Raw genomic sequence first — 12,159 nt, 5'->3', positions numbered from 1 at the left:
CAAAACGAGACACACGCGCCGCGCACTGCGCGGCGTATTTCTTCGCATGGACATAGCTGGCTCCTTCTTGCTCGCGATCGCGCTGATGCTGATTATCGAGGGCATGTTCCCGTTCGTCTTTCCGACGGCGTGGCGTGACACATTCCGTAAAATCGCGGAGCGGCCGCCGCATCACATCAGGATCGGCGGGCTCATCGTGATGGGGCTCGGCCTCGTCCTGCTGATGCTGGCGACCTGACGGCCTCGTGCCGCAGTCGCCGTCAGAGCCGGTGTGCGATTGGCGTTTTTGACGGATTCCGAAATATCGGGCCGCGTGGCGTTTGGCCGCGCGCGGCCCTCATTGTGGTAGGACTCAACCGATGTCGACCTGGTTACTCCCCGAGAATATTGCGGACGTGCTGCCGTCCGAAGCGCGCAAGATCGAAGAGCTGCGCCGTCGCCTGCTGGACCGTTTCCGCGCCTATGGCTACGAGATGGTCATGCCGCCGTTGCTCGAGTATCTCGAGTCGCTGCTCGTGGGCAGCGGGCGCGACCTGAACCTGCGCACGTTCAAGCTCGTCGATCAGCTCTCGGGCCGCACGCTCGGCCTGCGCGCCGACATGACGCCGCAGGTCGCGCGCATCGACGCGCACCTCCTGAACCGCCAGGGCGTGACGCGCCTGTGCTACGCCGGCAACGTGCTGCATACGCTGCCGCGCGGTCTGCACGCCACGCGCGAACAGATCCAGACCGGCGCGGAAATCTACGGCCACGCGGGCCTCGAAGCGGACCTCGAAATCCAGCAGCTGATGCTCGATGCGCTGCGCCTCGCGGGCCTCGCGAAGGTTCGCCTCGACCTGTCGCACGCAGGTGTGCTCGCGGCGATCTTCGAAGCGGATCCCGCTGCGGCCGCGCTTGGCGATGCTTTGTATGAAGCGCTCGCTGGCAAGGACGTGCCGCGTCTCGCGGAACTCACGCAAAATCTCGGCGCTGCCACGCGCGACGCCTTGCGTGCGCTGCCGTCGCTTTACGGCGACGAGAGCGTGATCGACGAGGCGCGCACGCGTCTGCCGGCGCTGCCGGGCATTGCTCGTGCGCTCGACGACCTCGCGTTCCTCGTGCGCGAGATCGAGGGTGCGGAGCTGATGATCGACCTTGCGGATCTCGGCGGCTACGCGTACCACAGCGGCGTGATGTTCTCGGCCTACGTGGACGGCGTGCCGAACGCCGTCGCCCGCGGCGGCCGTTACGACAAGGTGGGCGAAGTGTATGGGCGTGCCCGCGCGGCAACCGGCTTCTCACTTGATTTGCGCGAAGTGGCGCGTATTTCACCGATCGAGGCGCGCAGCAGCGCGATCCTCGCGCCGTGGCGCCATGACGAGGCGCTGCGCAGCGCGGTCGCCGCGCTGCGCGATGCAGGCGAGGTCGTGATCCAGGCGCTGCCGGGTCACGAGCATGACATGGACGAGTTCGCCTGCGACCGCGTGCTGGTCGAGCGCGACGGCGTCTGGGTCGTCGAAAAGCACGCCTGATACCGCATTCGGGCGGCCATTCGCGCCGCCCAGCAAGCCTCCGCGCAAGCGTGCCAAAGCACGCTTCGGATCGCGCATGCCGTTGAGTGCAAAAGGAAATTCCGCGAATTTCGGGAAAAAAAGGCGGCCTTGCCGCTGAACCCAGGTAGAATACGTTTTTAACCAGCTAACGAAACACCATGTCTGCCAGCGCAGTGAATGTAACCCCGGGGCGCAATGTCGTCGTCGTGGGCACCCAATGGGGCGATGAGGGCAAGGGCAAGATCGTCGACTGGCTGACGGACCACGCGCAAGGCGTGGTGCGTTTCCAGGGCGGTCACAACGCCGGCCATACGCTCATCATCGGCGGCAAGAAGACCATTCTCCGACTGATCCCGTCGGGCATCATGCGTGCCGGCACCGCCTGCTACATCGGCAACGGCGTGGTGCTTTCGCCCGAGGCCCTGTTCAAGGAAATCGGCGAGCTCGAAGATGCGGGCATCGACGTCCAGAAGCGTCTGTTCATCTCCGAAGCCACCACGCTCATCCTGCCGTACCACATCGCCATCGACCAGGCGCGCGAAGCCAGGCGCGGCGCCGCGAAGATCGGTACGACGGGTCGCGGCATCGGTCCGGCCTACGAAGACAAGGTGGCACGCCGCGGCCTGCGCGTGCAGGACCTGTTCGAGCCGGAAACTTTCGCCGAGCGCCTGCGCGAGAACCTCGACTACCACAACTTCGTGCTGACGCAGTACCTGGGTGCGCCGGCTGTCGATTATCAGCAAACGCTCGACACGATGCTCTCGTACGCCGATCGTCTGAAGCCGATGGTCACGGACGTTTCGCGTCGTCTGTATGACGTGAACCACGAAGGCGGCAACCTCCTGTTCGAAGGCGCGCAAGGCACGCTGCTCGACATCGACCACGGCACCTATCCGTTCGTCACGTCGAGCAACTGCGTCGCGGGCGCGGCGTCCGCTGGCGCGGGCGTGGGTCCGCAAAAGCTCAACTACGTGCTCGGCATCACCAAGGCGTACTGCACGCGCGTCGGTTCGGGCCCGTTCCCGAGCGAACTGTACGACGCCGACAACGCCGATCGCCAGGAAGAAGTGGGCCTCACGCTCGCGAAGGTCGGCAAGGAATTCGGTTCGGTCACCGGCCGTCCGCGCCGCACCGGCTGGCTCGACGCCGCCGCGCTGCGCCGCTCGATCCAGATCAACGGCGTGACGGGTCTGTGCATCACGAAGCTCGACGTGCTCGACGGTCTCGACGAAGTGAAGCTCTGCGTCGGCTACAAGGTGGCTGGCCAGGACGTGGACATTCTCCCGCGCGGCGCCTCGCAAGTGGCCGCATGCGAGCCGGTCTACGAAACGTTTGAAGGCTGGAACGAAAGCACCATCGGCATCACGCAGTTCGACGCGCTGCCGAAGAGCGCGCAGGCGTATCTCACACGCGTGCAGGAAGTCGCCGGTGTGCCGATCGACATGGTTTCGACCGGCCCGGATCGCGACGAAACGATCCTGCTGCGTCATCCGTTCAAGGTCTAAGTGGTAAGAAGGCAGAAGCAAAAATGATTCAAATGATGGACCCGCGCAACGACGAAAAGAACCTGTGGGTCGGCTGGGACGAGTATCACCGGCTGATCGAACTGCTCGCGCTCAAGGTGCACGAGTCGCGCTGGAAGTTCGACCAGATCCTGTGTCTCGCACGCGGCGGTCTGCGCGTGGGCGACCAGCTCTCGCGCATCTATGACCTGCCGCTGGCAATCCTCGCGACCAGCTCGTACCGCGAAGCCGCCGGCACGGAGCAGGGCGAGCTCGACATCGCGCAGTACATCACGATGACGCGCGGCCACCTGGAAGGCAACGTGCTGCTCGTCGACGATCTCGTCGACTCGGGCGTCACGCTCGCACGCGTGCAGGAGCACCTCAAGGAGCGCTACCCGGCTGTGACCGGCGTGCGCTCGGCGGTGCTCTGGTACAAGGGCTGCTCGAAGGTGACGCCGGACTATTTCGTCCAGCATCTGCCGACCAATCCGTGGATCCACCAGCCGTTCGAGGAATGGGATACGGTGCGCCCTCACAATCTCAGTGCGTGGATCAAGCGTGGTCTGCAGCGAGCGCAAGACGCGCAGAAGTAAAGCAGGGGTTGTGCCGCAGCCAGGGTTCCCATACCCGCGGCGGCCAGATCCAACGACGGAGCCTTCATGGCTCCGTTTTTTTTGTGCGTCGCCCACCGATTCGCCTGCGGCGGCGCAGGCGGGCAGACGGCATCTGGGGCCGGTGCTAAACTGCGCGGGGATCGGGGGATGTCGCAGTGCCGCGACGACCGCTCGGTTTCCGCCGCAGCCCGGTTTAGAATAGCGCTCGTTTTTTCCGCCTCGCAACGGATTACCGCGTATATGACAACTAGCACACACGTGGCCAAGCAGCCGCTACCTACTCTCGCCGTAGCGGCCATCGGCGTGGTGTTCGGCGACATCGGCACGAGCCCGCTGTATTCGCTGAAAGAGGCGTTCAGCCCATCGCACGGCATTCCGCTCAACGACACTTCCATTCTCGGCGTCATTTCCCTGCTGTTCTGGGCGATCGTGATCGTCGTGAGCGTCAAATATGTCCTTTTTGTGATGCGCGCCGACAACAACGGCGAGGGCGGCGTGCTCGCGCTCATGGCGCTCGCCATGCGCTCGTTCAGCCGCAAGAGCAGGTCCGCTGCGCTGCTCACGGCCTTGGGGATCTTCGGCGCGTGCATGTTCTACGGCGATGCCGTCATCACGCCGGCCATCTCGGTCATGTCGGCGGTGGAAGGCCTGGAAATCGCCGCGCCCAAGCTCTCGCATCTGGTGCTGCCGCTCACGATGGTGATCCTGATCCTGCTGTTCTGGATCCAGCGGCACGGCACTGCGCTGGTGGGCCGCCTGTTCGGCCCGATCATGGTGCTCTGGTTCATCACCATCGGTGTGCTCGGCGTCTCGCGCATCGTCCAGGCGCCTGGCGTCATCGCGGCGCTCAGCCCTTATTACGCGGTCAGTTTCATGGGCGCGCACATGCTGCAGGCCTACGTGGTGCTCGGCTCGGTCGTGCTGGTGCTGACCGGCGCGGAAGCGCTCTACGCCGACATGGGCCACTTCGGCGCGAAGCCGATTCGCTTTGCCTGGTACGCGCTCGTGATGCCCTCGCTCGTGCTCAACTACTTTGGGCAGGGCGCGCTGCTGATGCAGGACCATCGCGCGATCGCGAATCCGTTCTTCCTGCTCGCGCCGCAATGGGCCTTGCTGCCGCTCGTCGTGCTTTCCACGGTGGCGACCGTGATCGCTTCGCAGGCCGTGATCTCCGGCGCGTATTCCCTGACGAGCCAGGCCATTCTGCTTGGCTACGTGCCGCGCATGAAAGTGCTGCACACGTCGGACCTCGCCATCGGCCAGATCTACGTGCCGGTCGTGAACTGGATGCTGCTCTTCATCATTCTGTGCATCGTGGTCGCCTTCAAGAGTTCGGACAATCTGGCGGCCGCATACGGTATCGCCGTGACCGCGACGATGGTGATCACCACGGTGCTCGTTGCCGTCGTGATGACGAAAGTGTGGAAGTGGAACAAGGCGCTCGTCACCTGCATCATCACGGTGCTGCTGGCCGTCGATCTGGGCTTCTTCGGCGCGAACCTGCTGAAGGTCGAGGAGGGCGGCTGGCTGCCGCTCGGCATCGGCGCGCTGCTGTTCTTCCTGCTGATGACCTGGTTCAAGGGCCGCATGATCGTGAAGGATCGCACGGCCGCCGACGGCATTCCGCTCATGCCTTTCCTGCAGGGGCTGCTCGCGCATCCGCCGCATCGCGTTTCGGGCACGGCGATCTATCTCACGGGCAGCGAATCGCTCGTGCCGGTGAGCCTGCTGCACAACCTCAAGCACAACAAGGTGCTGCACGAACGCACGATCTTCCTCACGTTCGTGATTCGCGACATTCCGTATGTGGGCGACGCAGAGCGCGTGACGGTCAAGGATATCGGCGGCGGGCTCTATCTCGTGAAGGCCGATTACGGCTTCAACGAAACGCCGGACGTGCAGGCCGTGCTCGACGAAATTTCGCGCACGCACAACATGATGTTCGAGATGATGGACACGTCGTTCTTCCTCGCACGCGAGACGGTCGTGCCGACGCAGCTTCCGGGCATGTCGATTTTCCGCGAGCGTGTCTTCGCGTGGATGCATCAGAACGCCGCGAAGCCCACCGACTTCTTCAGTATTCCTGCGAACCGCGTGGTCGAACTCGGGACGAAGATCGAAATCTGACCGCGTCGATTCGACCAGTAAAAAAGGCACCCGGGGTGCCTTTTTTGTTGCGCACGCAACGTGAGCCGTTGCGGCCCACGTTGCGTCATGCGGACATCAGCGTTGCTTGAGCTTCGCGAATGCCGCCGCCATTGCGCCTGCCGGTTCCGCATCGCGCGAACGCTGGCCGCCGCGGTTATCGCGATTGCCACCGCCGCGATTGTCGCGGTTGCCCGACTGGCCCGCGCTGCCGCCGCTGCGCGACGCGCCGGCGCTCGCGGGGTCGTCGTCCAGACGCATCGTGAGCGCGATACGCTGACGCTTCACGTCGACGTCGAGCACCTTCACCTTCACGACCTGGCCGGCCTTGACGACTTCGTGCGGGTCCTTGATGAACTTCGTCGACATGGCCGAGACGTGCACGAGCCCGTCCTGATGCACGCCCACGTCGATGAATGCGCCGAACGCGGCCACATTCGTCACGACGCCTTCGAGCAGCATGCCCGGCACGAGGTCGGACACCTTTTCGACGCCGTCGCGGAACGTCGCCGTCTTGAACTCGGGGCGCGGATCGCGGCCCGGCTTTTCCAGCTCGCTCAGGATGTCGCGCACCGTCGGCAGACCGAAACGTTCATCCACGAACTCGGTGGGCGCGAGGCCCGAAAGCGCTTCGCGGCTGCCGAGCACGTCGCCGATCGTACGCTTGATCTTCGCGAGCATGCGTTCGACGACGGGGTACGCTTCCGGGTGCACCGACGAGCGATCGAGCGGATTGTCGCCGCCGTTGATGCGCAGGAAACCGGCGGCCTGCTCGAAGGTCTTGTCGCCCAGACGCGGCACCTTCTTCAGATGCTCGCGCGAGGGGAACGGGCCGTTCGCATCGCGGTAATCGACGATATTGCGCGCGAGCGTCGAGTTCAGGCCCGACACGCGCGCGAGCAGGGCGACGGAGGCCGTGTTCGCGTCGACGCCCACAGCGTTCACGCAGTCCTCGACCACGGCGTCGAGCGAGCGTGCGAGTTCGCGCTGGTTCACGTCGTGCTGGTACTGCCCCACGCCAATCGCTTTCGGCTCGATCTTCACGAGTTCGGCGAGCGGGTCCTGCAGACGGCGCGCGATGGAAACCGCCCCGCGCAGCGACACGTCGAGCTCGGGGAATTCCTTCGCAGCCAGTTCGGATGCCGAATAAACCGAAGCACCGGCTTCGGAAACCACGATCTTCTGCAGCTTCAGTTCGGGATGCTTCGAAATCAGCTCGCTCGCGAGCTTGTCGGTTTCACGCGAGGCCGTGCCGTTGCCGATGCTGATGAGTTCCGCTTGCGTCTGCGCGGCGATGCGCGCGAGCTTAGCGAGCGAGCCGTCCCAGTCGCGGCGCGGCTCGTGCGGGTAGATCGTGTCGGTGGCGAGCAGCTTGCCCGTGCGGTCGACCACTGCGACCTTCACGCCCGTGCGCAAGCCCGGATCGAGGCCGATCACGGCCTTGGGGCCGGCCGGCGCGGCAAGCAGCAGATCCTTGAGATTGCGCGCGAACACGCGAATCGCTTCGTTTTCCGCCTGCTCGCGCAGGTGGGTGAGCAGCTCGTTTTCGATATGCGGCTGCACCTTCACGCGCCAGCACCAGCGGCAGACATCGGATAGCCATTTGTCGGCCGGGCGATTCTGGTTCGCGATGCCGAAGTGGCGCGCGATCATCGCTTCGCCCGGATGCGGCACCTGCGCATCCAGCTCGCCGCCAAGGCCGAGCTTGACCATCAGCACACCGGCGTTGCGGCCGCGGAACAGCGCGAGCGCGCGGTGCGACGGCACGGTCTTGATGGTCTCGGAATAGTCGTAGTAGTCGCGGAACTTCTCGCCTTCCTCGTTTTCCTTGCCCTCGACCACGCTCGACATCACCACGCCCTGGTTGTGCAGCCAGTCACGCAGCTTGCCCAGCAGCTCGGCCGTTTCGCCGAACTGCTCGGAGAGGATGTCGCGCGCGCCGTCGAGCGCAGCCTTGACGTCGGCGACACCCTTTTCGGCGTCGACGTACTGTGCGGCTTCCGTTTGCGGGTCGAGCAGCGGGTTCGCGAGCAGCGCCTCGGCGAGCGGCTGCAGGCCGGCTTCGCGCGCTATCTGCGCGCGCGTGCGGCGCTTGGGCTTGTAGGGCAGATAGAGGTCTTCGAGCACCTGCTTGCTGTCGGCCGCTTCGATGGCGCTGCGCAATTCGTCGGTGAGCTTGCCTTGTTCCTCGATGCTCGCGAGGATCGCCGCGCGGCGGTCTTCGAGTTCGCGCAGATAAAGCAGGCGCTCTTCGAGCGTACGCAGTTGCGTATCGTCGAGATTGCCCGTGACTTCCTTGCGGTAACGGGCGATGAACGGAACGGTCGAGCCTTCGTCGAGAAGCTGCACGGCGGCTGCGACCTGGCGCGGCTGCACGCTCAGTTCAGTGGCGATACGCTGGACGATCTTGAGTGCTACGGTTTCCGTCATAGGGTCTGGATATTCCTGCGAGGATCGGATTGCGGTCCGGGTTTGCGGTCCGGCGGCCGGTGCGGGCTCGAGCGCCCGAGGCGCCCGGTGTGCGAAAAGGCACGTCGCCGGGTGCCTGCGCCGGCCGGTGGAGCGGGGCATTTTGCCATAAATGGCCGAGCGCTCAACCCGGGGGGTGTTAGAATTTCCCCCATGTTCCGCTGCCCACAGAAGACGTTGACGACCTCCCGCTTCTCCCCTGATTTGCCCCTTGCCCGGTTTCGCACGCCTCATGGCGTCATGCGGCGGTTCCCCGCTCTTGGGGCAATTTGTGCCGTCGCGTTGAGCCTCGGTGCGAGCGTTCCGGCCCTCGCGCAGGCGGTCGGGGTGACAGGGCCGCTGCAGCAGCAAGGTGCGGCAACGGCGCCGGTGCAGCCGGCGCCTTCGGGCGACGCGCCGCTCGCAGCGTCCGACGCGGCTGCGGCCGCCGGCGTGCAACAGTCGCAGCAGAGCGACTTCGACGCGCGGCAGCAGGTGCTGGACCGTCGTGCCGCGGAGAACGACTATCAGTTCGCAGTCGCGCAGCACAACTGCTACAGCACGTTCTTTGTGAATCATTGCATCGGCAAGGCGCGCGACAAGATGCGTGTCGTGCAGGCCGATATCCGCCGCGAGCAACTGGCGCTCGACGACGAAAAGCGTGCCGCGCATGCGGAGCAGCGCGACCAGCAGGCCGCCTTGCAGCGCGCGCAGGACGCAGCCAATGCGCCGCAGCGCGCCGCCAACGAAGCGGCCAGCGCGCAGGCGTACGAACAGAAGCAGCAGCAACACGCGCTCGATCAGGCGCAGCGCCAGGCCGAAGCGCCGCAGCGTGCGGCGAACGAGCAGGCGTATCAGGAAAAGCAGCGGCAGCATGCGCTGGCCCAGGCACAGCGTCAGGGCGAGCAATCGCAGCGCAACGCGAACCAGGCGGCGTACGACCAGAAGCAGGCGAACTACCAGAACCAGCTCGACGAAGCGCGCCGCCAGGGCGAACAAAAGGCTCAGGAGCGCGCCGACAAGGCCCAGCGCTACCAGCAGAAGCAGGAAGACGCGGCGAAGCACAAGGCCGATGTCGCCGAGCGTCAGAAACAGGCGGCCGAGAAGGCGCAGCAAAAGCAGCAACAAGAAGAACAGCAGAAGCAGCAGGAAAAACAGCAGCAGGAAGAACAGCAGGACCAGTAGCACGAGTAGCACGCTTTTTCAGCCGGACTGCAACCTCAGGCGCGTCGTCCTTCGCAAGCGCGCGCCGCATATGTCGAGGAGGCGAGCATGCGCGAGCATCGTGAAGTCAAGACCGAGGTCCTTCGTGACCGCATTCTGCAACTGGAATCGGAACATGGCGATCTGGACCGCCTGATAGACAGGATGTCCGACACCCCGGACTATGACGATCTCGAACTGCAGAGGCTGAAGAAGCGCAAGCTCAAGGTCAAGGACAACATCCTCCTGCTGCAACTGCAGCTGGACCCCGATTCAACGAAGACTTCGGACGGGCACGCCTGATTCCGGGTCCTGGCAGGCGCCGGGGCGCGGCAGTCGGCGCGTTGCGCCGTTCCGGACCGAGCAGGAACCGCTTGCCTTGAATTCAACGACCGTTTCCCGTTCCCGGCCCGCGCGCGAAGGCGGCGCGCCGGAGGCCGACGCGCGCGCGGCGCAAACAGCCGCTGCACCCATGTTGAGCGCACGCCGCGCCGCCGAGCTCGAGGAGCTCTTCGCGGCCGACGGCTTGCTCGCCCGCGAGATCGACGGCTATCGCCCACGCGCTGCGCAGATCGAAATGGCGCGCGCGGTCGCGGCCGCAATGGAAGCCGCCGCGCAATCCCTGCCCGATCCTGCGGCGTTCGAACTTCAGTCGCGCCCGGCGCGCCGGGTCGAACGTGGTGCGCCGGCGCAGCCCGCCGCCGGGGAAGCGGCGCGCGCCACAGCCGAAAACGGCGACAACACGCTGATCGTCGAGGCGGGCACGGGCACGGGCAAGACCTATGCGTACCTCGTGCCGGCCATGCTGTGGGGCGGCAAGGTGGTCGTCTCGACGGGCACGAAGCATTTGCAGGACCAGCTCTTCGCGCGCGACATCCCCACGGTGCGCGACGCCCTCGCGGTGCCCGTGAGCGTGGCGATGCTAAAGGGCCGCGCCAACTATCTGTGCCACTACTATCTGCAGCGCACGGCCGACAACGGCCGGCTGCCGTCGCGCCAGGAAACCGCGTATCTGCAGGAAATCGTGCGCTTCGCGAAGATCACGCGCTCGGGCGACAAGGCTGAGCTCGCGAGCGTGCCCGAGACGGCGGCCGTCTGGTCGATGGTCACATCGACGCGCGATAACTGTCTTGGCCAGGAGTGCCCGCATTACAAGGACTGCTTCGTGATGCAGGCGCGCCGCGAGGCGCAGCAGGCCGATATCGTGGTGGTGAATCACCATCTGTTCTTCGCCGACATCATGCTGCGCGACACCGGCATGGCCGAACTGCTGCCGAGCGCGAATACGATCATCTTCGACGAAGCGCACCAGCTGCCCGAAACGGCGACGCTCTTTTTCGGCGAAACGCTCTCGACGGCGCAGTTCCTCGAGCTCGCGCGCGATTGCGTGGCCGAAGGCCTGAGCCACGCGCGCGACGCGGTAGAGTGGGTCAAGCTCGGCGCGGCGCTGGAGCGTGCTGCGCGCGACGTGCGGCTCGCGTTCAAGGAAGACTCGCTGCGCCTGTCGATTACGCAGTTGCCCGAGGATCACCCGCTCTTCGATGCGCTCGACGCGCTGCAGACCGAACTGGGCACGCTTGCCACCGCACTCGCCGGGCAGGCCGAGCGCGCCGAATCGATTGGTGCCTGCCTGCGCCGCGCGCGGGAGCTGCAGGGCATCCTCGCGGGGTGGACCGCGCCGCAGGGCGTCCCGCCAGCGCGCGAAACACACGAGGCCGACGCGGACGGACAAGGCGATAACGCTCACGCGACCGACGACGCGGACGAGAAGGTCCGCTGGGTCGAGGTGTTCTCGCACACGGTGCAGTTGCACGAAACCCCGCTCTCCGTGGCGCCGATCTTCGCGAAGCAGCGCGCCGGTGTGCCGCGCACGTGGGTCTTCACGTCGGCCACGCTTTCGGTGCGTGGCGACTTTACGCACTACGCGGCGCAAATGGGCCTGAGTTCGCGCCGTTCGATGACGCTGCCGAGCCCGTTCGACTATCCCACACAAGGGCTGCTTTACGTGCCGCGCAACATGCCGCAGCCGTCGTCGCCGCAGTTCACCGACGCCGTGTTCGAGGCGGCGTTGCCGGCGATCGAGGCGTCGGGCGGCGGTGTCTTCATGCTATGCACGACGTTGCGTGCCGTCGACCGTATTGCCCAGAAGCTGCGCGACACGATCGAGGCGCGTGGATGGAATACGCCGCTGCTCGTGCAGGGCGACGCGAGCCGTACGGAGCTGCTCGAGCGCTTCCGCGCCTATGGCAATGCGATCCTCGTGGGCAGCCAGAGCTTCTGGGAAGGGGTGGACGTGCGCGGCGATGCGCTCTCGCTCGTGGTCATCGACAAGCTGCCGTTCGCGCCGCCCGACGATCCGGTGCTGGCGGCGCGCCTTGACGCGCTGGCGAAGAAAGGTCTGAGCCCGTTCGCGGTCCACCAGCTCCCGCAGGCGGTGATCACGCTCAAGCAGGGTGCGGGGCGACTGATTCGCGCGGAAACTGACCGCGGTGTGTTGATGATTTGCGACACCCGTCTCGTCGACAAGCCGTATGGGCGACGTATCTGGCAAAGTCTGCCGCCGTTCAAGCGGACCCGGGAGATCGAAGTCGTGCAGGCGTTCTTCGAAGAGAAGAACGAGCAGGCAGGGGAGCCTGGCGAAGCGCATTGAGCTTCATGCGCGCCGCATAACAAAAAGCCACGAACGTGAGTTCGTGGCTTTTTTGCTTGCCC

At 65.4% G+C, this 12,159-nt stretch carries 9 protein-coding genes; 8 read left to right on the top strand and 1 reads right to left on the bottom strand.

Annotated features, from left to right (window positions below; all coding sequences use genetic code 11):
• Positions 1-46: 46 nt before the first annotated feature.
• The 5 genes from AB3X99_RS17895 (at position 47) to AB3X99_RS17875 (ending at position 5,778) form a co-directional block, all read left to right on the top strand.
• A complete protein-coding gene (locus tag AB3X99_RS17895) occupies positions 47-238 on the top strand; it encodes a DUF2065 domain-containing protein (RefSeq protein WP_368605037.1) in 192 nt (63 codons plus the stop codon).
• A 121-nt stretch (positions 239-359) separates the two neighbouring features.
• Positions 360-1,511: an ATP phosphoribosyltransferase regulatory subunit gene (locus AB3X99_RS17890; RefSeq protein WP_368617665.1), complete on the top strand. Its 1,152-nt coding sequence runs from the start codon at positions 360-362 to the stop codon at positions 1,509-1,511.
• 179 nt (positions 1,512-1,690) lie between these two features.
• The gene (locus tag AB3X99_RS17885; protein WP_368617664.1) at positions 1,691-3,037 is read left to right on the top strand and encodes an adenylosuccinate synthase; all 1,347 of its coding nucleotides are present in this window, start codon (positions 1,691-1,693) and stop codon (positions 3,035-3,037) included.
• Positions 3,038-3,060: 23 nt separating this feature from the next.
• Positions 3,061-3,630 carry a phosphoribosyltransferase gene (locus AB3X99_RS17880; protein WP_028204126.1) on the top strand — a complete coding sequence of 190 codons (570 nt, stop codon included), beginning with the start codon at positions 3,061-3,063 and terminating at the stop codon, positions 3,628-3,630.
• A gap of 261 nt (positions 3,631-3,891) precedes the next feature.
• Positions 3,892-5,778: a potassium transporter Kup gene (locus AB3X99_RS17875; RefSeq protein ID WP_368617663.1), complete on the top strand. Its 1,887-nt coding sequence runs from the start codon at positions 3,892-3,894 to the stop codon at positions 5,776-5,778.
• A gap of 96 nt (positions 5,779-5,874) precedes the next feature.
• Here the strand turns inward: AB3X99_RS17875 and AB3X99_RS17870 are convergent, their stop codons facing one another.
• Positions 5,875-8,226 (bottom strand): Tex family protein, encoded by a 2,352-nt coding sequence (locus AB3X99_RS17870; protein ID WP_342945872.1) that lies wholly within the window; start codon positions 8,224-8,226, stop codon positions 5,875-5,877.
• A gap of 366 nt (positions 8,227-8,592) precedes the next feature.
• Here AB3X99_RS17870 and AB3X99_RS17865 point away from each other — a divergent pair, with 366 nt between their 5' ends.
• The 3 genes from AB3X99_RS17865 (at position 8,593) to AB3X99_RS17855 (ending at position 12,097) form a co-directional block, all read left to right on the top strand.
• Positions 8,593-9,429 (top strand): colicin transporter, encoded by an 837-nt coding sequence (locus tag AB3X99_RS17865; RefSeq protein ID WP_368617662.1) that lies wholly within the window; start codon positions 8,593-8,595, stop codon positions 9,427-9,429.
• Between the two features lie 87 nt (positions 9,430-9,516).
• Complete coding sequence (locus tag AB3X99_RS17860; protein ID WP_028204122.1) at positions 9,517-9,750, top strand: DUF465 domain-containing protein; 234 nt, start codon at positions 9,517-9,519, stop codon at positions 9,748-9,750.
• A 76-nt stretch (positions 9,751-9,826) separates the two neighbouring features.
• A complete protein-coding gene (locus tag AB3X99_RS17855; protein WP_069265563.1) occupies positions 9,827-12,097 on the top strand; it encodes an ATP-dependent DNA helicase in 2,271 nt (756 codons plus the stop codon).
• The last annotated feature ends 62 nt before the right edge of the window (positions 12,098-12,159 follow it).

The organism is Paraburkholderia sp. BR10882, from assembly GCF_040948855.1.
Taxonomy (GTDB): domain Bacteria; phylum Pseudomonadota; class Gammaproteobacteria; order Burkholderiales; family Burkholderiaceae; genus Paraburkholderia; species Paraburkholderia nodosa_A.
The sequence above is the reverse complement of the archived record's forward strand: the minus strand, read 5'-3'. Positions and strand labels throughout refer to the sequence as shown.

Bases quoted from the DNA above. Each gene is read 5' to 3' on its own strand.
- AB3X99_RS17885 (WP_368617664.1), top strand. From the start codon at position 1,691: ATGTCTGCCAGCGCAGTGAATGTAACCCCGGGGCGCAATGTCGTCGTC.
- AB3X99_RS17880 (WP_028204126.1), top strand. From the start codon at position 3,061: ATGATTCAAATGATGGACCCGCGCAACGACGAAAAGAACCTGTGGGTC.
- AB3X99_RS17870 (WP_342945872.1), bottom strand. From the start codon at position 8,226: ATGACGGAAACCGTAGCACTCAAGATCGTCCAGCGTATCGCCACTGAA.
- AB3X99_RS17895 (WP_368605037.1), top strand. From the start codon at position 47: ATGGACATAGCTGGCTCCTTCTTGCTCGCGATCGCGCTGATGCTGATT.
- AB3X99_RS17875 (WP_368617663.1), top strand. From the start codon at position 3,892: ATGACAACTAGCACACACGTGGCCAAGCAGCCGCTACCTACTCTCGCC.
- AB3X99_RS17860 (WP_028204122.1), top strand. From the start codon at position 9,517: ATGCGCGAGCATCGTGAAGTCAAGACCGAGGTCCTTCGTGACCGCATT.
- AB3X99_RS17890 (WP_368617665.1), top strand. From the start codon at position 360: ATGTCGACCTGGTTACTCCCCGAGAATATTGCGGACGTGCTGCCGTCC.